General features: G+C 49.5%; 16 protein-coding genes. 15 read left to right on the plus strand and 1 reads right to left on the minus strand.

The window, feature by feature from the left end; all coding sequences use genetic code 11:
• The first annotated feature begins 333 nt into the window (after positions 1 to 333).
• The 6 genes from ABD031_RS17310 to ABD031_RS17335 all read left to right on the plus strand — a co-directional run bounded on the left by ABD031_RS17310 (position 334) and on the right by ABD031_RS17335 (position 6,825).
• A complete protein-coding gene (locus ABD031_RS17310; RefSeq protein WP_343853765.1) occupies positions 334 to 969 on the plus strand; it encodes a NeuD/PglB/VioB family sugar acetyltransferase in 636 nt (211 codons plus the stop codon).
• Positions 970 to 1,099: 130 nt separating this feature from the next.
• A complete protein-coding gene (trhO, locus tag ABD031_RS17315; protein WP_343853766.1) occupies positions 1,100 to 2,086 on the plus strand; it encodes an oxygen-dependent tRNA uridine(34) hydroxylase TrhO in 987 nt (328 codons plus the stop codon).
• Complete coding sequence (locus ABD031_RS17320) at positions 2,079 to 2,942, plus strand: nucleoside phosphorylase (RefSeq protein WP_343853768.1); 864 nt, start codon at positions 2,079 to 2,081, stop codon at positions 2,940 to 2,942. Before trhO ends, ABD031_RS17320 begins: the two co-directional genes overlap by 8 nt.
• A 234-nt stretch (positions 2,943 to 3,176) precedes the next feature.
• Positions 3,177 to 5,606, plus strand: coding sequence for a TonB-dependent receptor (locus ABD031_RS17325; protein WP_343853769.1), 2,430 nt, complete (start codon positions 3,177 to 3,179; stop codon positions 5,604 to 5,606).
• 44 nt (positions 5,607 to 5,650) lie between these two features.
• Positions 5,651 to 6,367: a DNA alkylation repair protein gene (locus ABD031_RS17330; RefSeq protein ID WP_343853770.1), complete on the plus strand. Its 717-nt coding sequence runs from the start codon at positions 5,651 to 5,653 to the stop codon at positions 6,365 to 6,367.
• A gap of 83 nt (positions 6,368 to 6,450) precedes the next feature.
• A complete protein-coding gene (locus tag ABD031_RS17335) occupies positions 6,451 to 6,825 on the plus strand; it encodes a GxxExxY protein (protein WP_343853772.1) in 375 nt (124 codons plus the stop codon).
• A 212-nt stretch (positions 6,826 to 7,037) separates the two neighbouring features.
• Here the strand turns inward: ABD031_RS17335 and ABD031_RS17340 are convergent, their stop codons facing one another.
• Positions 7,038 to 8,981 carry an ABC-F family ATP-binding cassette domain-containing protein gene (locus ABD031_RS17340; RefSeq protein WP_343853773.1) on the minus strand — a complete coding sequence of 648 codons (1,944 nt, stop codon included), beginning with the start codon at positions 8,979 to 8,981 and terminating at the stop codon, positions 7,038 to 7,040.
• A 216-nt stretch (positions 8,982 to 9,197) separates the two neighbouring features.
• Here ABD031_RS17340 and ABD031_RS17345 point away from each other — a divergent pair, with 216 nt between their 5' ends.
• From ABD031_RS17345 to ABD031_RS17385, 9 genes are all read left to right on the plus strand, one after another.
• Positions 9,198 to 9,683 carry a peptide deformylase gene (locus ABD031_RS17345; RefSeq protein WP_343853774.1) on the plus strand — a complete coding sequence of 162 codons (486 nt, stop codon included), beginning with the start codon at positions 9,198 to 9,200 and terminating at the stop codon, positions 9,681 to 9,683.
• A 126-nt stretch (positions 9,684 to 9,809) separates the two neighbouring features.
• Entirely contained in the window at positions 9,810 to 10,754 is a 945-nt protein-coding gene (locus ABD031_RS17350) for a pyridoxal-phosphate dependent enzyme (protein WP_343853776.1), read from the plus strand.
• Between the two features lie 43 nt (positions 10,755 to 10,797).
• Positions 10,798 to 11,928: an App1 family protein phosphatidate phosphatase gene (locus ABD031_RS17355; RefSeq protein WP_343853777.1), complete on the plus strand. Its 1,131-nt coding sequence runs from the start codon at positions 10,798 to 10,800 to the stop codon at positions 11,926 to 11,928.
• Between the two features lie 230 nt (positions 11,929 to 12,158).
• A complete protein-coding gene (gene gltX / locus ABD031_RS17360; protein ID WP_343853779.1) occupies positions 12,159 to 13,697 on the plus strand; it encodes a glutamate--tRNA ligase in 1,539 nt (512 codons plus the stop codon).
• Position 13,698: 1 nt separating this feature from the next.
• Positions 13,699 to 13,887 (plus strand): hypothetical protein, encoded by a 189-nt coding sequence (locus tag ABD031_RS17365; RefSeq protein WP_343853781.1) that lies wholly within the window; start codon positions 13,699 to 13,701, stop codon positions 13,885 to 13,887.
• A gap of 145 nt (positions 13,888 to 14,032) precedes the next feature.
• A complete protein-coding gene (locus ABD031_RS17370; RefSeq protein ID WP_343853782.1) occupies positions 14,033 to 16,726 on the plus strand; it encodes a carboxypeptidase-like regulatory domain-containing protein in 2,694 nt (897 codons plus the stop codon).
• A 32-nt stretch (positions 16,727 to 16,758) separates the two neighbouring features.
• Positions 16,759 to 17,406, plus strand: a complete 648-nt coding sequence (locus tag ABD031_RS17375) for an outer membrane beta-barrel protein (RefSeq protein ID WP_343853783.1) — start codon at positions 16,759 to 16,761, stop codon at positions 17,404 to 17,406.
• A gap of 153 nt (positions 17,407 to 17,559) precedes the next feature.
• Positions 17,560 to 17,988, plus strand: coding sequence for a type II 3-dehydroquinate dehydratase (gene aroQ / locus ABD031_RS17380; RefSeq protein ID WP_343853785.1), 429 nt, complete (start codon positions 17,560 to 17,562; stop codon positions 17,986 to 17,988).
• The gene (locus ABD031_RS17385) at positions 17,985 to 19,040 is read left to right on the plus strand and encodes an aminotransferase class V-fold PLP-dependent enzyme (RefSeq protein ID WP_343853787.1); all 1,056 of its coding nucleotides are present in this window, start codon (positions 17,985 to 17,987) and stop codon (positions 19,038 to 19,040) included. The genes aroQ and ABD031_RS17385 overlap by 4 nt, the downstream gene beginning before the upstream one ends.
• Positions 19,041 to 19,067: the final 27 nt, after the last annotated feature.

Consider the following 19,067-nt stretch of genomic DNA (forward strand, 5'->3'; position numbering starts at 1 on the left):
ACAGTCTGGCTGACGCCGACTTGAGTAACGAAATTTAAGAAAATCCTTATTTCTTCTTGATCTTAAACACAGAATCTCTGCGAGCGCTTTTTATCTCTCGCCAAGACGCGAGAGACGCAAAGGATTTTACGGTGGAAATGAAGCGGAGTGTCACTCCGCGAAACTGTCTATGTATTCAGTGTAATTTTATTTGAGAAAGCCAAATCCGCTGGTCTTCGTCATTTTCATTGAAGCTTTATGCTGATCCAGAAGCTGTTCCCATTTGATGTCCAAAGGAAATTTTGCGCAAGCGAGTGATTTCCCGTACTTTTGCAGGCCAAAACCAACGCATCCATGGACAAACCGGTGATCATTCTAGGCGCAAAAGGCATCGCCCATCCCGCCCTCGAAATCTTCAACAGCAACCAAGTCATCGTTTATGGCTTTCTGGATGAGGATCAGAGCCTTCATGGCACGGAGATCAATGAAGTCTCGGTTCTAGGAAGCACTGAAGACGAAGGTTTCCTGAAGTTGATCGGGAAGAAAACCGAAGCGTTTGTCGCAGTAGACGACGTCAAATACCGCAAGTTTCTCGTGGAGATGCTCCTTGAAGTTCGGAAGGTTCAGCCTGTGAACGCGATTCACGGACGCGCGTATGTTTCTACCGATGCTTTTATCGGCCATGGTAATTTTATCAATGCCAATGTGGCGATCGGCGCCGGTGCCAAAGTAGGAAGCCACTGTATCTTCCACACTGGTGCGGTAATAGATCATAAAGCAGAGATCGGAGATTTCGTGCAGATCGGTGCAGGATCGATTGTCAATGCGGAAGCGAAGATTGAAGAAGGCGCGTTTATCGGATCCGGAGTGACCATCGTCGGCGGAGTAACCATCGGCAAAGGCGCTAGAGTAGGCGCTGGTTCGGTGGTGATAGCGACCGTAGGAAAAAATGAAACAGTCTTCGGAAATCCGGCGGCGAAAATAAAATAGTATTTACGATTTTTGATTTACGAGCTACGACGTTCAACTTACAGTTTAAGCTTGTCGCGAGGGTAAATCTCAAATCTTAATTTTCAAATTTCAGATCCAAAAAACACCCTGCCGAAACAGGGCACAAGTTATGGAAAACACCAGCAAACCCTACAGCATCCTGCTGTACTACTGCTACGCCAAGATCGAAAACGCCGAGGCGTACCGAGAAGAACATCACCTCTTTTGCGTGGAAAACAACATCCGCGGTCGAATCATCATCTCGGACGAGGGCCTGAACGGCACGGTCTCCGGTCTGCATGAGGACTGCGAAAAATACATGGCCTACATCCATGCCGATCCCCGCTTTGCCATGACGGAATTTAAGATCGATCAGCACGAAAAGCATGCGTTTGCCAAGATCCACTGCCGCTACAAGCCGGAGATCGTACACTCTGCACTTCGCCATCTCGACCCCAATGTCAAGACCGGCAAGCACCTTGACCCTGAAGCTTTCAAAGCGCTCAAAGATCAGGAAGACGTCGTCATCCTCGATGTCCGCTCTAACTACGAGCATGAGTTAGGGCATTTCAAGAATGCACTGACGCTCGATATTGACAACTTCCGTGATTTTCCGGAGAAAGTTAAAGAGCTCGAGCATCTGAAAAACAAAAAGGTTCTAACTTATTGCACCGGCGGGATCAAGTGTGAGAAAGCGTCTGCATTCTTGTTGGAACAAGGTTTTGAAGACGTCTATCAGCTGCATGGCGGGATCATCAAGTATGGCATGGAAGCAGGAGGAGAAGACTTCGAAGGCAAATGCTACGTCTTTGACAACCGCATCGCCGTGGACGTGAACTCCGTCAATCCATCCGTCGTATCCAAGTGCCACGTCTGTGGTACCGACTGTGACCGCATGGTCAACTGCGCCAATCCTACCTGCAACGAGCACCTCCCTATCTGCGAAAAATGTGGTGTGGAGCTAGAAGGAACGTGCTCTGTCGAGTGCAAAGAAAATCCGGAAAAACGCCCTTACGACGGCACCGGCTATTACCAAAAAAACACCAACGGATACAATCCCTTCAAAGGGCTTCACCGCGCTCCAACCAAAGCACTAATTGAAAAGCTTCATGGATAACCGACACATTCCTGAGTCCGAACTGATTCTGAATTCCGACGGAAGTATCTATCATTTACACCTGAAGCCAGAGCATCTGGCTTCTTTTGTTTTTACCGTAGGAGATCCGGATCGTGTGGCCTTGGTTTCTCAGTACTTTGATCAGATCGATTTCAAGATCAAAAAGCGGGAATTCGTCACCCACACCGGTTGGAAAAACGGCAAGCGGCTCACAGTGATGAGTACGGGCATGAGCACGGACAATATTGAGATTCTCCTCACCGAACTTGATGCCTTGGTCAATATCGATCTGGAAAATCGTCGGGTGAAAACCGAAAAAACCCGCCTTCAAATCGTGCGCCTTGGAACTTCTGGCAGCTTACAAGAAGACGTTCACGCGGGCGAACTGCTGGTGTCAGCCATCGCAATAGGGCTGGATACGATGATGATGTTTTACCCTCATTTGAAAGGAAATCACGACATCGCAGATGCTGTCCAGAAGGAACTCGATCTGAGTTTTCTTCCCTATCAAGCCTATGCCGATCCTGAATTGCTGGCAAAAGTGGAAGGATATTTCATCAAAGGAGTGACGCTGACCTGCCCGGGTTTTTATGCGCCACAGGGAAGACACGTACTTTTGAAGCCACGTATGGAGCGCATGCTCGAAAGACTGGCTGAGCTGAATATCGAGGGTTGTCGCTTGACCAATTTTGAGATGGAAACATCTGCGTATTATGCTTTGGGGGAACTTTTGGGCCATCAAATGCTGAGCCTGAATGCGATTGTAGCCAACCGTCCGCTGAAGAAGTTTGACTCGGATGCCGAACGCACGGTCGATCGACTGATTCGGACAGCACTCGAAATGTTCGGGTATTGAGGGGGTAGTTTTCCCTACTTTTCAGAAATCTTGGCCCGCTCAGACCAAGATATTTCTATTCATAAGGCCTAGATTCCGACAAGAAAGAAATGCGGTTTTTCTAAACCCTAAGGTGTTCCGATCAGTTGTATAGGTAGTGTGTGGTCTGAAAAACATTGATTATTAGGCATTTGTGAGCTTTCGACTTTTTGGTGTTTTTCAGTCTTTTTATTAGGACCCAAAAACCTCAAGCCGATGATCAAGACCTGTTTTTTTCTTTGCTTTCTTTTATGGGCCGGAGTGATTCTGGCTCAAGAAGTATCGCTGAAAGGGCGGGTAAGCGATGCGTCCGAAACTGGCCCCTTGGAATTTGCCAATATTTCTCTGCTGAGTCCAGTTGACTCCGTGATGATATCCGGTGGAATGACCGACTTGAATGGACAATTCGAATTTGATGCGCCCCTGGGCCGGTACATTTTGAGGGTAGGTTTTATCGGGTACCAAAACTATTTTGAGACGATCACTCTTGATGGGAGATCGCCCGTTCAGCTGGGAAATATCAAGCTCCAAGCCGATACACAAAATCTCAATGAAGTCGTCGTCGAGGGAGTCCAGTCCATCTTTGAATCCGACGTGGATAAGCGAATCTACAATGTTGAAAACAACATCTTGGCCACCGGAGCGACGGCATCGGAGCTACTCGCCACCTTGCCTTCGATCCAAGTGGATGACGAAGGGGGGATCTCCATGCGGGGCAGTGGCAATATTCTGATCTATATCAATGGACGACCCTCTAACCTTTCAGGAGACGACATGGCTAGTATTCTTACACAATTTCCCGCCAGCAGCATCAAGGAAGTTGAGCTCATCACCAACCCCTCCTCGCGATACGATGCAGCCGGAGTGGGGGGGATCATCAATATTGTCCTGAAAAAGAATGAGGAAACCGGCTTCAACGGGCAAGTCAACGCCTCCGTTGGTACCCGAGATAAGTATCAGGCAGGCATCAACCTCAATTACGGTACTGAGAAGGCTAACTATTTTTTCTCCTACAACTGGCAAGACCGGCGAAGGATAGAGACCGGCAGCGGGACTCGTGTCACCAACCTTGAGGGATTTTCCCCGACGCTTGACCAAACACAAGATGGCTCAGAGAAAGAAAAAAAACACCTCGTCCGAACAGGCATAGACTGGACGCTGGGTGAGGGGCGGGTTTTTGGATTTTACTTTCAGGGCAATTTCGAAGACGAAAAGGAATATGAAGATATCGACCAGCAAAATCTGAGCGCATCCGGCTCGGTGGATTCTTCTTTCGTCAGGAGAAATGAAGAGGTGAGCAAAAGCAAAAACCTTGAGGGAGGACTCAACTATACCTGGGACATCGATTCCCTCGGTCAACGCCTCTATTCTTCACTTTCCTATGCCTACGATGATCGGGATCGGGACGAGCTCTATCGCCAACAGTTTTACAGTTCCTCGGGAGAGTTGGATCCTTCCAAGGGGCTGGTGCAGACCAACCAGCGTCCGAGTACCAGTAAGCTGGTGGTCGCCCAATTTGACTACGAAAAACCTCTGGGGGAAAATTCCAGCTTGGAGGCGGGGCTCAAGGGCACTTTCGCAGATTGGCTTTCGGGGCAAACCTTTGCCACAGGAGATGTGAATACGGACTTTGTCCCCATCGTGGTGGATAGTCTCAATGAAAGCTATGACTACTCTGAGGATGTCTATGCCGCTTATCTGACTTTCAAGCAAAAGAAAAACAAGTTTGGCTATCAGCTGGGTTTGCGGGCAGAAGCCACGCAGACACTCGGTACCACAGTCAAGGGACAGACGGAAATCCCCAACAATTACTTCAATCTGTTTCCCAGTGCGTATCTGACCTACACCCTTGGAGAGGAAAGTGAGTTTAGCCTCAACTATTCCCGAAGGATCTCCCGACCCAGGATATGGGATTTGGCTCCGATCTATCGGGTACGGGATCAATACAATGTCAGTATCGGCAACCCCTATCTCCAACCCGAGTATACGGACTCCTATGAGTTTGGCTATCGCAAAGGATGGACAAATTACCTTCTCCATGCCACGGTATACCATCGATACAGTACGGATGTGGAAACCCGAATCACCTATCTAAACGATAACAACGTGGCTGTACAAACCCGGCAGAATGCGGATACGCGGATGTCGGATGGGCTGGAAGTCATCAACCAAATTCAAGTTTGGCAAAATTTCGATGCTACGCTGACAGGAAACTTTTTTTACTCCCAGGTCAATGGAGAGAATATTGAGGAAGGGTTCAGCAATGAAAATTTCAGCTGGACGATCAGCCTCTTGGGAAATCTCTTGATCCCGAATTGGTTTAGCGTGCAGTTCCAGGGCAATTACCGTGGACCTATTGTATTGCCGCAGGGAGAAATCCTGCCACAGTGGTCTGTCAACCTCGGGATGCGCAGGGATGTGCTGGCAGGAAGAGGTTCTGTGAGTTTGAATATCAGTGATCTTTTCAATACAAGGAATTTTCGGATCAACACCTTTGATTCAAGGTTTGTGCAAAACCGAACCTTCCAGCGGGAGACTCGCATCGGCACGCTTTCCTTTACCTACCGCTTTGGCGGATACAAGGAAAAAACCGAAGGCAGGAGCAGTAGAGAGGGAGGAGATGACATGGGCGGAGACGATTTTTAGAGAGGAAAATCTGGTGATATAAAGCGCCTTTTTTATTTTTAATCATGAGCATTCTTACTGAGCAAATCATCGAATCCCTGAGGGATAAAGCTATCCCCGAGAAGGCGGAATTTTTCCCCCGATTTTTCAAATCCGGACCCGGGGAATACGGCGAGGGTGATCTGTTTTTGGGAGTGAAAGTGCCCGACCAGCGGAGGATTGCAAAGCAGTTTTATAAAGAAATCGGGTTGGATGAACTGTCTGAATTAATCCAAGACCCTTACCATGAGGTAAGGCTGACCGGCTTGATTGCGCTGGTTTATCGCTATCAAAAGTTGAAAGCAGAATTTGATCAAAAACAGCTGGTCGATTTTTACCTTAGCCACCTCGAATGGGTCAACAGTTGGGACTTGGTGGATACAACCAGCCACGCCATCCTCGGGCACTATTATCTTCACCGCGACAAACAGCTCTTTTATGACTTGGCAGGTTCTCACGATCTCTGGCGGCAACGAGTGGCTATGATCAGCAGCTTTTTTTGGATCAAAAAGGGCGAGTTTGCCGATGCCTTGGCTTTGGCCGAAATCCTAAAAGATCATCCACATGACCTGATGCACAAAGCCGTCGGTTGGATGCTGCGGGAGATTGGAAACCGGGATTTCGAGTTGGAAATGGACTTTTTGAAAAAGCACTATCAGACCATGCCACGCACTGCGCTGAGGTATGCCATCGAAAAATTCCCGGAAGAGCTACGCCAGGATTTCTTGAAGGGGAGGGTGTAGAGGTATCGTTTGATTTTTTTGTATTATTGATTTAGGTAATTAAGAAACAGTATTTTTTACTGAAAACATTTTTTTTAGAACCTATGGAAAATTACCTCTCAGGTATAATTGTTGACACGTGTTATCACATACACGTCGAACTTGGCCCCGGACTGTTTGAGTCAGTATATGAGGAGATTCTTTTTTATGAGTTGACCCAACAGGGATTGAATGTAAAACGTCAGCTTCCGATTCCGGTGATTTGGCGGGAAATCAAGATGGATCAAGGTTTTCGCGCAGACTTGGTTGTCGAAGATTCGGTGCTTATTGAAATCAAGTCGGTTGCGAGTGTTGAGCCTGTTCACAAAAAACAAGTATTAATTTACTTGAAACTGACTGGCCTAAAATTGGGTTTGCTGATCAATTTCAATGAAGCGCTTATCAAGAATGGAATTACGAGGATTGTCAATAATCTTTAGTAGTGGTTTCTCGCTGAGGCGTGAAGTATTGAGTTAGAAAACTCCTTTGTAAACCACTCCATCTTACTTGCCGCTACGAGAAAAAAGGTCTCGCAGATGCGGAAAGACGCAAAGAATAAAGCACAAGGCGCAGGTTAGCTTTTGCATGGTATTCTTTCAACCTGAAATCTCTGCGCCTTAGCGTCTTTGCGAGAGAAAAAACGTCCGCGCCTTCAGTCTTCTATCCCGTCCAGCTCGCTCAGCTCCAGCCAGATCAGCTCCAGTTGTTCCAGTTCGCCATCGATGGCCTGCAGGCGGTTGGACCAAGTCATCAGCTGGTTCATGTCCGACGTGCCGGCCACGATTTGTTCGTTGAGCTGCGCCTTTTCAGCTTCCAGCTTGGCGATGGTTTCGTTGGTTTTTTTGAACTCCTGCTTTTGCTTGTAGTTCGCCTTGACTTTCGGAGTGCTTGCCGGACTCGGGGTTTTGGCCCCTTCCTCCTCGGCTTTAGGCTGGGTAGTCTTGATACTAGCGTCTTGAGTCTTGCTACTTAAATCTTGGGTCTTGGGTCTAGCCTCTTGACTCTCTTTTTCCCATTCTCTGAAATCCGTATAGTTACCAGGGAAATCCCGAAGTGCTCCCTCACCCTCGAAGACGAACAAGTGCTCGACCAGTCTGTCCATGAAGTAGCGGTCGTGGGATACGATGATCAAACAACCCGGAAAAGTGTCCAAAAACTCCTCCAGGATGTTTAGCGTCATCAAATCCAGATCGTTTGTCGGTTCGTCAAGAATCAGGAAGTTAGGGTTCTTGATCAAAACCATCAGGAGCTGGAGCCGTCGTCGCTCGCCCCCGCTCATCTTACCGATCGGGGTGAATTGCTGTTTGGGCAGAAAGCCGAATTGTGTCAAAAACTGGCTGACCGTGATCGTCTGTCCTTTGTCCAAGACCACGACTTCGGCTATTTCTTTCACGACATCGATCAGGCGTTTTTCCTCGTCAAATCGATCTTCCTCCTGGCGGTAGTAGCCAAAGGCGGTGGTCTGTCCGGCAGTGACTTTTCCTGCGTCGGGAGCCAAAAGTCCGGTGATCATCTTGAGGAAAGTCGTCTTTCCGGCACCATTTGGGCCGACGATGCCGATCCGGTCTTTCTTTTTGAAGATGTAGGAAAAGTCCTTGATCAATGTCTTTTCGTCAAAGGACTTGCTGATCTTTTCGATCTCCAGAATCTTGTTTCCCAATCTTTGGGTAGAAACTGTCAGCTCAATATCGCGCTCCTCACGCTTGGTGAAGGCTTTTTCTTTGGTTTCTTCGAAAGCATCCACGCGGTATTTTGCCTTGGTGCCTCGAGCTTTGGGCTGGCGACGAATCCAGTCCAACTCCTTTTTGTAGAGACTTTTTGCTTTCTCGATTTCGATGTCTTCAATCTGCATCCGTTCGGCTTTCTTGTCCAAAAAGTAGCCGTAGTTGCCCTGGTAGCGGTGGATCTTGCCCCCGTCGAGTTCGAGGATTTCATTGGTGACTGTTTCCAAGAAGTAGCGGTCGTGGGTGACCATAAACAGGGCAAGGTTCGCCTTGGCCAGATAATCTTCCAGCCACTCGATTGTCTCCAAGTCGAGGTGGTTGGTCGGTTCGTCGAGCAGGAGCAGATCGGGCTTTTCCAGGATGGCCTTTGCTAAAGCAACGCGTTTCCGCTGCCCTCCGGAGAGATTTCCAACGGGTAGTTCGGTATCATGAAGCCCGAGCTTTCCCAGGACTTCTTTCACCTGATACTCAAAGTCCCAAGCCTGTAGCGCATCCATCTTCTCAAAAAGCTTGGACATCTGGTCCGAGTTGTCGATGCCTCGCTCCGCATCCAGCATGGCCTTGTGGTAGTCCTCGATCACGCGCAAGACCTCCGAATTACTCTGGTCAAAGATGGTTTGGTAAATGCTCAGATTGGCCTCGAACACCGGGTTTTGGTGGACGTAGGCGATCTTTACGGATTGGTTTGAGGCCACCTGACCGGTGTCGGCGATTTCGAGACCCATGATGATTTTCATGAGCGTAGACTTGCCCGCGCCATTGATGCCGACGAGGGCGATCTTTTGCCCCTGGGAAATGCCAAAAGAGATATTGGAAAAAAGCTTTCGTTCTCCGAAAGCCTTACTGAGATTTTCAACCGACAGGTAATTCATGCCGCAAAAGTAGGGAAAAGCTTAGCCAGATTCAGGTTAGCTTCAAAACATTCCATCGGAATCGGCTCATTTGTGTGTAAAATACGGCTCAAAATCAGAACAAAGTGAGCCGTATTTCAATGTTTTTATATGCTTTTTGAGCCGATTGCTTCATTGGCGCAAGAAACAGGAGGCAATTGATGTCAGAATATTCACTTGAAAATCTATCTTTTGACAATGAAAACCATCCACGACATCCTCAAGCTTGGCGATCCCAGATTGCATGAAATCTCCGAGCCTGTGCTGGAGGCTGACTTGCCGAAAATTCCCGAGTGGACCCGGCAGCTCCACGAAGCGATGGAGGATATTCGTCGGGTATATGGCTTTGGAAGGGGAATAGCAGCCCCGCAGCTCGGGATCATGAAGCGGATGTTTTATCTCAATCTGGACAAACCCTACATTGTCCTCAACCCGGAACTCAAAAGTCTGAGTGAGGAGCAATTTGAACTTTGGGACGATTGCATGAGCTTTCCTAACCTTCTCGTTCGGGTGAAAAGGCACCAAAGCCTGACTTTGGAATATCGGGATGAAAATTGGGAACGGCGGTCTTGGAAAGTCGATGGAGCGATTTCCGAATTGATTCAGCATGAATACGACCATCTGGATGGTATTCTGTGTACGATGCGGGCGATTGATGAAAGGTCGTTCCGGTGGAAGGAGTAGAGTAGCCTTGTCCTGTTTTTCCAGAAGCTGGACTTGATTGAATTCTGGGGGATCTGCGCAAATCAGGATTGTCCGGATTAGAGGAAAACGATTTTTACAGAAAAGATGAAAACCTATCTTTAGGTCATGAATTTTCCGACCCTTTCCGATATCCGCGCGGCGCACGAACGCATCCAGCCTTTCATCCACCGGACACCCGTCTTGACCTCCACTGCGATCAATGAGATAGCAGGATGTGAGATTTTTTTCAAGTGTGAAAACTTCCAGAAAGTTGGCGCATTCAAAGCCCGCGGGGCCGCCAATGCCGTGCTCAAGCTTTCTCCCGAACAAAAAGCCAAAGGTGTGGCGACCCACTCCTCCGGCAATCATGCTGCTGCACTTGCCCGAGCGGCCAGCGTAGCGGGAATTCCCTCCTACATTGTGATGCCCTCCAATGCCCCCGAGATCAAGAAGAAAGCAGTCAAAGGCTACGGTGGAGAAATCATCGAATGCGAACCTACCCAGAAAGACAGAGAAACCACGCTCGAAGCGGTAGTGGAGCGAACCGGAGCAACCTTTATCCCGCCTTTTGACTACCTGGACGTGATTGAGGGACAGGCTACCTGTGCGCTGGAGCTGCTGGAAGAGCTGCCGGATCTGGATGTGGTAATTGCGCCGGTCGGGGGCGGCGGACTTTTGGCAGGGACAGCCTTGACGGTTCATTACTTGAATCCAAAAACTCAGGTCATCGCCGGGGAGCCTACCGGAGCGGATGACGCTTTTCGTTCCTTTCGGGAGGGCGCCATCATTCCCAACACGACAACCCAAACCATGGCGGACGGTCTACTCACGACCCTCGGCAAGCTGCCTTTTGCAATCATCCAAAAGCATGTGGAGGATATCCTGCTGGCTACCGATCCGGAAATCGTCGAGGCGATGCGCTTGGTCTATGAGCGGATGAAGGTGGTGATCGAGCCATCCGGAGCCGTTCCTCTCGCTGCACTTTTGGCCAACAAAGAGCGTTTTTCCGGGAGAAAGGTTGGAATCATCATCTCTGGTGGCAATGTGGATCTGGGTAAGTTGCCTTTTTAAACAGGCCCAGGAGAGATCAGAAAAGTTATAACCATGATTAAAGTTGTCGGATAAAGCACTCAGAAAATCCCGTATCCTTCCTGCCCTCTATTTCGTCAAGAGGCAGATAGCAGGTGGATTGTTGTGGGTGGCCGTTAAGCTTGGCTTCGTGAAAAAAGTCCTAATCCAACCCTACGCAGGCTATGGCAATGGAAAGGAGATCTATCTGGCGGGGCGGGTAATTGCCGATCGCAATATTCAAGCTTCGGCACCGGAAGATAGTTTTTGGAGGAATTTCGCGAAGATGCGGCGGCGATTTTTGACGATAGTCTTTCCCGGAGTAGCCTTGGAGGCGGAGTTTCAGGGAAAGACCCTCCAAACCACTACGGATGAGGAAGGCTATTTTGAAGTCAAAATGGCCTTGGAAGATGGCTCTTTGCGGGTGGGCTGGCACCCGGTACGACTGCGGCTGCTACACGACCTACTGGGTCGACAAACTGAAGTGGTGGCATTGGGCGAGGTCTATATTCCTGCCGAGGACGCGGACTTCGGCATCATTTCAGATATCGACGACACCATTCTCAGCACCGGGGCGATGCGGCTTTGGGAGATGCTGAAGGTGACGTTTGGGCAAAATGCCCATACGCGCGTGCCCTTTGCCGGAGTGTCGGAGTTTTACGACGCGCTGAGACGAGGCGGCGACCGCATCCTCAGCAATCCCATTTTTTACGTGTCGAGCAGTCCTTGGAATCTCTACGATTTCCTGATGGAGTTTCTCGATATCCACCAAATTCCGAAAGGACCGCTGATGCTCCGTGACTTGGGCTTGTCCCGGGATCAGTGGATTGCCGGTCCGCACCGAGAGCATAAGCTGAAGCAGATTGAGCATATTTTGGAGGTGTTTGCGGAGCTGAGCTTTGTCCTGATCGGGGATAGCGGACAGGAGGATCCGACTATCTACGATGAGATCATTCAGAAATATCCCGGCAGAATTCTAGCGGTCTATATCCGCGATGTGTCCGGAGCGGATCTTTCCCTACTGGCTCGGGATTACCTGGAAAAAGGCGTGGAGCTGGTATTGGTCAAAGACACCCTGGAAGCCGCCAAGCACGCGCTGGGCAAGGGCTGGATCTTGGAATGGGAAAAAGCGAAAATCGAGGGGCAGAAAAGAAAGGACGAGAAAGCGAATACCTAAGCCTGAAGATTAAGCAATCCAGTCGCCAAAAGTCTGGAGATTATTTTTACGCCGGGGTCGGAGGAGATTGGTTTCCTGTTTAGATTTTTCATCTGGTCTGTCCTTTCCCAATTTCCCTGATTTGCAGCATCGGTACTTCAGCCCTTCGGGAACATTTCCCTATCTTTGCCGCCTGATTTACACAAACCAAAATCCGGATTTCAGGGTTTTTAGCTGATAACAGTATATCCATGAGCAGAGAAGTTAGAGTACGATTTGCCCCTTCACCCACAGGAGCCTTGCATATAGGCGGCGTACGCACCGCCCTTTACAATTACCTTTTTGCAAAAAAGATGGGAGGCAAGTTCCTCCTCCGCATCGAGGATACCGACCAGACCCGCTTCGTACCCGGCGCGGAGGAATATATCAAGGAATCCCTGGAATGGTTGGGCATCGCCCCCGAGGAGAGCCCTTGGAATCCCGGTGACTGCGGCCCCTATCGCCAGTCGGAGCGCAAGCCCATGTACATGCAATATGCAATGGACTTGGTGGAAAAAGGCCACGCTTACTACGCCTTTGACACTTCCGAAGAGCTGGAGGCCATGCGCGAGCGCTTGACCGCTGCCCGCGTGGTGTCGCCTCAATACAACAGCATCACCCGTACCCAGATGAAAAACTCCCTGACGCTGTCAGCCGAAGAGGTGAAGACGAGGCTGGAGTCGGGCGATCCCTATGTGATCCGCGTGAAGATCCCGAGAAACGAAGAGGTGCGGCTCAACGACATGATCCGCGGCTGGGTCCTGGTGAATTCTGGCACGCTGGATGACAAAGTCCTGATGAAGTCCGACGGGATGCCAACCTACCACCTTGCCAACATCGTGGACGACCACCTGATGGGCATCACCCACGTGATCCGTGGCGAGGAATGGCTGCCTTCCGCGCCGCTTCACGTGCTGCTTTACAAGTATTTTGGCTGGGAGGACACCATGCCTCAGTTTGCGCATTTGCCGCTTTTGCTGAAGCCCGACGGCAACGGAAAGCTCTCCAAGCGCGATGGCGATAAGCTGGGCTTCCCGGTTTTCCCATTGAATTGGGTAGATCCTTTCTCCGGGGAAAAAGCCTCCGGATTCCGCGAGCAAGGCTATTTGCCAGATGCATTTCTAAACTTCTTGGCTTTCCTCGGCTGGAATCCCGGTGACGAGCGGGAGCTTTTCACACTGGAGGAGTTGGTGGAAGCGTTCTCCGTGGAGCGCATCGGCAAGTCCGGAACCAAGTTTGACATCGCCAAAGCCAAGTGGTATAACGAACAGTATTTGAGAGCTAAGCCCAATTCGGAGTTGATAGACTTTTTGCTTGCTGACGCAAATGCAGATGGCTTCGAAGTGCCTGGTGATAAAGCCGATGCAATTGTAAATTTGGTCAAAGGACGAATGACGTTTCCGGCTGATTTGTGGGAGGAAAGTAAATTTGTAGTGAGTGCGCCAACGAAATTCGACATGGATATCGCTGCCAAAAAATGGAATTCGGATGCAGCTAATCTTCTCGGCAATTATGCTGCGGCTTTGGATGCATTCGGAGGGACATTCGACGCGGCGACTGCCAAGTCCGTGTTGGAAAGCTCGGCTGAAACCGAAGGCATCAAGCTAGGCAAAGTAATGCAGGCAGTTCGCTTGGCAGTGACTGGATCCGGCGCCGGGCCGGATTTGATGGAGGTTTTTGCTATCTTGGGTACTGCTGAGGTAGCCAAAAGAATCCGATTTGCGTTAAGCACATTGACAATTGTAGCATAAGATGACAAAGAAAAAGAAGAAGGAATCCGATCCTCGGGTTCATGACGAACTGAAAGGCTTCAAGATGGAGATCAATTCCTTTGGGGAGATTTCATCCAGTTTTCCAATAGATAAGATCAACGAGTTTCTCAACAAAAATGTGGAGGATAAGAAACTCAAGGACAGAGACGATCTCGGTAAAGAAGAATAAGCACTTCGAATGTTAAAAAATAAAACTAAAAGCTCCTGATTGGAGCTTTTTTCATATACTTGAACGTCACTTTTCAACAGAAAAAAAAAGGATGAAACAAACCGTCATAGCGCTATTTTTATTTTTTGGAATTGGGTGTCCCCTTATGGCCCAAACGGGCTCGATTACCGGAGTAGTCAAGGACGCCGAGACTGGCGAGACACTTCCCTTTTGCAATGTTTTTATCAACAACACGACCATCGCGACTGCGACCGACATGGACGGGAAATTTACCCTTACCGGACTAGCTGCCGGGGCGTTGGAAGTTGGATTTTCCTTTACCGGATACATTGCAGAGACCAAAAAGGTGACCCTAAACGCCGGTGGAAGCTTGACCCTCAATCTGGCGATGAAGCCATTTGCCCAAGATCTGAGCGATGTAGAGATCAAAGCCTCCCGAGACAAAAATTGGGAGCGGGATCTGCGAAAGTTCCAAAACCTGTTCGTCGGAATTGATGAGGCAGCCGTCCAAACGCAGATTTTGAATGCTTGGGTGATTGACTTTCCTGTGGCGACCGAAAAAGGCGCTTTTATTGCCAAAGCCGATCTGCCGATCGAGATCGAAAACCGATATTTGGGCTACAAGATCACTTTTAATTTAAAGGAGTTTTTTGACTCTCCGAATAACTACCGCATCGCCGGTGCGGCGAGGTTTGAAGAGATGAAGCCAGACTCCGATAGCCAGAAGTCTACTTGGGAAAAGAATCGCGCTGAGGTTTACCGGAAGTCGCCCATGAATATGTTTAGGGCCATACTCAGCGGCAGCCAGGAGCGGGAAGGATTTTACCTCTATGGAGACAAGGCTGGGGGATCTGCGAGCATGAATATGCGTTCGGACGTCTTTGCCAATGAGCTGGGTAAATCCGTGGTGCCGTACAAGGCCGACCCATTGGTGACTCCGACAAGTCCCGCCGGGGAGTCCTTTATCAATCTCAAAGGCCGGATCGAGATCCATTATCAAAAAGGTTTTGCGCAAGCGAATACCTATAAGGACGCCCCCTACCCGGTTTCCTGGCTGGAAGTAAGCGGGGGCAAAGTAAAAGTGAGGGAAAATGGCATGGTGATGAATCCTCAGGATCTGGTCTTTTCCGGAGATATGGATCGAAAGCGAGTTTCCAATCTGCTGCCTCTGGATTACGATGCAGGCAAGGCGATCATGCTACAAGACTTGGCCAAAACAGCCAAAAACTACCAGGAGAAAGTCTATATCCACACCGACAAGCCCTATTATTATGCTGGTGACCAAGTCTTTTTCAAAGGATATTTCGCCTACGGCAATCCTTACCTGAGAGATGAGTTGAGCAAGGTGCTGTATGTGGAAGTGGTTAGCAGCGAGCGTGATTTGGTCATCGAGAAGAAGTTTCCAATCCGGGACGGAATCGTTGTTGGCGATTTTTACCTGCCGGATTCTATGGCGGGAGAAAAGTACTTTCTTCGAGCCTATACCAACTGGATGCGCAATTACGGTCCCAATCATTATTTTCTTCAGACGTTTTCGATCCTTGATCCCTATAAAAGAATCGCTCCGGAGGAGACCGTGTCCAATTGGACAAACCAAGGTGCGGTGATCAGTGCCCAGGAGGGTCAGTTTAGTCCGAGGCAAAAGGTATCGGCAACGCTCAAGATTAGTGACAAAAAGGGTCGGGCGATTCCGGCAACCCTTTCGCTGGGGGTCTGGGATGCCCGACAGCTCGTTCCGATCCAACGGGGTACGGATATGGAAAAGACGCTGGATCTACAAGGTATTTCAGAGACACTGGGCTTGGAGCGATTTTCCTACCCGGTGGAAAAAAGTCTGAAACTGGAGGGGAAAGTCTTAGATGATAAGGGCAAAGGCACCTCGGCAGCTGTGACTGCTTTTGTCAATGATTTTCAGGGGATGATTGATCTCGAATCCGGGAATGATGGTTCGTTCGTCCTCGATGACATGGAATTCTATGGACCGATGGCACTCGCTTTTTCGGCTTTGGATAAAAAGGGAAAGCCGCTCAGTGTCATTCTAGATGTGCCGCTCAAAGCGCCGGTTGCGCTGCCTGCGGATGCCTTTTTTCCAAAAATAACCATCCTCGCAACCCCGGTCAGGACGCCTGAACTCGCACTCGACGAGGAGGCAAGTAAGGAGACAAAGAACACCGGAGGAAAGGCAGCGATCTACGGCAATCCAGATTTTGTGGTGCTGGGGGAAGATCTGATGAAAACGGGTAATAGCTCCGACCTGGTTAGCAGCTTGGCCGGACATGTCCCAAGTATGCGAGTCACGCAGGTCGGCGCTACGGGTCAGCAGCAGATCCGTATTCGTGGAGGATCGGTGTCAGGGGGAGGAAGTATGGAACCCCTGGTCATGCTGAACGGTGCGATCATGGGCGCTGCCGGAGGTGCTACAGCCGCCGACAATCTGAGAGGAATCAATCCCTTTGATATCGAGCGAGTGGAGGTTGTGACCCGTATGGCGCCCATGCTGGGTGATCAAGGCCGAAACGGTGTGATCTCAGTCTATCTCAAAGACAACGTCGGCATGGGTAACCTTTCAGGCCAGCCCGGCATCAAGGAATTTGTCGTGCAGGGGTATCAGCCACAGGGGAGCTTTGTTGCGGTGGACTATGAGCAGGTCACCGAGCCTGTCGAAAAAGATGACCGGCAGACTCTCTATTGGAATCCTTTTTTGGTAGTGGATGAAAAAGGCGAATTGACGTTCTCATTTTATACCAACGATTCGGAGGGACCGGTCGTCGTGGAAGTGAGGGGCTTGGGTATCGATGGGGAAATCATCAGCGGAACTTTTATCCTCAATCAGAAATAGGCTGGGTTGGTTGAATTCCCTTATTTTTGAACATGAATAAAATTTTGGTCTTCCTTTTCCTGCTAGCGATGCCCCTAGGAGCTTTTGCCCAGCTCAGCATCGGAATTAGAGGGGGGTATGCCACATCTAGCTACAGTTATCAGGGAACGGCTTCCACACGCAGCACGTCCGTGGACGGGATTGGCGCCCCCACTTTTGGGTTGGTGGTAGAATATTTCAATGCAAAAAATGCGGGTGTAGAGTTCAATTTCCAACAATTGACGCTTGGGTTTCGACAGTTTTCCGAGGAGGAATTCCTTAACCATACCGAACTGACCTATCTCAAGATGCCTATGCTTGCGAGCTTTTTTGCGGGGAGATCCGGTCGCTTTCAGATCAAGTTTGGCCCACATCTGGGTGTTTTGCTGAAAGCCGACGACGTCACAAGAGAATACTCGGGAGCCACTCCTCCTGAATTGCCAACCTACGGCGGATCCACCGACAATCCCAACAAACTAATGTATGGACTCACGGCAGGAGCGGGGATATCCAAGCTTTTTGGCAAAAGCACAATCTCGGGAGAAGTCAGATTTGCCTACGATTTCACCAATCCGGAGTCCCAGGGTAGGATATACGATATGAATTCAACCAATCTGGAGTTTACCTTGGCCTATCTTTTCAGAATAAAAGAATGGAAGTAAAAAAGTTGAATGCTTCGGGGGACTACTTAACTTTGAATTCAAGCTTTAAACCTATTTATCCCTGAAATCGAGCATGAAGAAAACTCTACACTGCGGGATTCCCCTCTTTACCGGGACGGGCTATGTGGCCATTGAAGATCAAATCAAAAATACATGAAAATCCAAATCATCAACGGCCCCAATCTGAATCTGCTCGGAAAGCGTGAGCCGGAAATCTACGGAAGCGAATCTTTCGAAGACTATTTTGAACAACTGAAGAAGCGCTTTCCCCAGGTCGAACTTCACTACTACCAAAGTAATGTGGAGGGAGAGCTGATCAATAAGATCCATGAAGTGGGATTCAGCTTTGACGCCATCCTACTCAACGCCGGAGGTTATACGCATACTTCGATGGCGATCTCGGATGCGATCTCCGGCGTGACCACACCGACGCTCGAAGTCCACATTTCGAATATTTACAAGCGCGAGGAGTTTCGCCACAAAAGCATCATTTCCAAGTCTTGCGTCGGCATGATCTCAGGCTTGGGACTCAAAGGCTACGAACTCGGCATTACTTATTTTCTCCACACACCAGCACTATGATCACTTTTGCTCCGGGCCCGTCTAAGGTTTACGACGCGCTCCCCAAGTACATGCAGGATGCCTACGATCAGGGGATCCTCAGTGCCAACCACCGCAGTGGGGCGTTCATGCATCTCTATCAGGAGACCGAGCAGCTGATGCGCGACAAGCTCCACATGCCGGATGACTACAAGCTATTGTTCACTTCCTCGGCAACCGAAAACTGGGAAATCATCACCCAGTCCATCGTGGAGCAGGCGAGCTTTCATATTTACTCGGGTTCCTTCGGGAAAAAATGGGTGGAGTTTGCCAAGCACATTATCCCTGCAACTGGCTCTTTGAAACTTGAAGCCAATCAAGCCTTGGACGTCGCAGGGCTCGATATCGGGGAGTCCTTTGACCTGATCGCGATCACGCAAAATGAAACTGCCAATGCGACGCAGGTTCCGATGTCGGTTTTGGAATCGATAGGCGAGAAATTCCCGGAAAAAATGATCGCAGTGGACACGACTTCCTCGATGGGAGGTATCGAGCTTGACTTTGGTTTGGCTGATATCTGGTATGGATCGGTGCAGAAATGCTTCGGCCTCCCGGCGGGTTTGGGCTTTCTGATTCTTTCCCCAAAAGCCATCGAGAAATCTCAAAGCAAAGGTGAAAAAGGCCGCTACAATAGTCTGAGCTTTATGCTGGAAAATGCTGCGGGATACCAGACCCACTACACGCCGAATGTCTTTGGGATCTACCTGCTCAACCGAGTTTTGAAGGATCTGGAAGAAATTCAGCACGTCGACGCCCGACTTAGAGCCCGGATGAGCAAGCTGGAAAATACCATTGCCCAGTCAGACAAACTCAGAATGCTGGTGGACAACGCCGACACTCGAAGCACAACCGTGATGGCTGTGGCCGGAAAGGAAGAGCTGATAGCAGCGGTGAAAAAAGCTGCTGAAAAAGAAGGAATGCAGCTGGGAAGCGGCTATGGCCCACATAAGCCGACGAGCTTCCGGATTGCAAATTTTCCGGCGATTACGGCCGAGGAGTTTGATCGCTTGATTGCCTTTCTGAAAAACTATTGAGCATAAAAAAGCCCGGATCTAAACCCG

This window comes from Algoriphagus jejuensis (assembly GCF_039523455.1).
Classification (GTDB): Bacteria; Bacteroidota; Bacteroidia; order Cytophagales; family Cyclobacteriaceae; genus Algoriphagus; species Algoriphagus jejuensis.

Excerpts from the sequence above, each read along its gene's own strand:
- ABD031_RS17350 (WP_343853776.1), top strand. The coding sequence starts at position 9,810 with ATGAATTTTCCGACCCTTTCCGATATCCGCGCGGCGCACGAACGCATC.
- ABD031_RS17310 (WP_343853765.1), top strand. The coding sequence starts at position 334 with ATGGACAAACCGGTGATCATTCTAGGCGCAAAAGGCATCGCCCATCCC.
- ABD031_RS17330 (WP_343853770.1), top strand. The coding sequence starts at position 5,651 with ATGAGCATTCTTACTGAGCAAATCATCGAATCCCTGAGGGATAAAGCT.
- ABD031_RS17340 (WP_343853773.1), bottom strand. The coding sequence starts at position 8,981 with ATGAATTACCTGTCGGTTGAAAATCTCAGTAAGGCTTTCGGAGAACGA.
- ABD031_RS17370 (WP_343853782.1), top strand. The coding sequence starts at position 14,033 with ATGGCCCAAACGGGCTCGATTACCGGAGTAGTCAAGGACGCCGAGACT.
- aroQ (WP_343853785.1), top strand. The coding sequence starts at position 17,560 with ATGAAAATCCAAATCATCAACGGCCCCAATCTGAATCTGCTCGGAAAG.
- ABD031_RS17385 (WP_343853787.1), top strand. The coding sequence starts at position 17,985 with ATGATCACTTTTGCTCCGGGCCCGTCTAAGGTTTACGACGCGCTCCCC.
- ABD031_RS17345 (WP_343853774.1), top strand. The coding sequence starts at position 9,198 with ATGAAAACCATCCACGACATCCTCAAGCTTGGCGATCCCAGATTGCAT.
- ABD031_RS17320 (WP_343853768.1), top strand. The coding sequence starts at position 2,079 with ATGGATAACCGACACATTCCTGAGTCCGAACTGATTCTGAATTCCGAC.
- ABD031_RS17375 (WP_343853783.1), top strand. The coding sequence starts at position 16,759 with ATGAATAAAATTTTGGTCTTCCTTTTCCTGCTAGCGATGCCCCTAGGA.
- ABD031_RS17365 (WP_343853781.1), top strand. The coding sequence starts at position 13,699 with ATGACAAAGAAAAAGAAGAAGGAATCCGATCCTCGGGTTCATGACGAA.
- trhO (WP_343853766.1), top strand. The coding sequence starts at position 1,100 with ATGGAAAACACCAGCAAACCCTACAGCATCCTGCTGTACTACTGCTAC.
- ABD031_RS17335 (WP_343853772.1), top strand. The coding sequence starts at position 6,451 with ATGGAAAATTACCTCTCAGGTATAATTGTTGACACGTGTTATCACATA.
- ABD031_RS17325 (WP_343853769.1), top strand. The coding sequence starts at position 3,177 with ATGATCAAGACCTGTTTTTTTCTTTGCTTTCTTTTATGGGCCGGAGTG.
- gltX (WP_343853779.1), top strand. The coding sequence starts at position 12,159 with ATGAGCAGAGAAGTTAGAGTACGATTTGCCCCTTCACCCACAGGAGCC.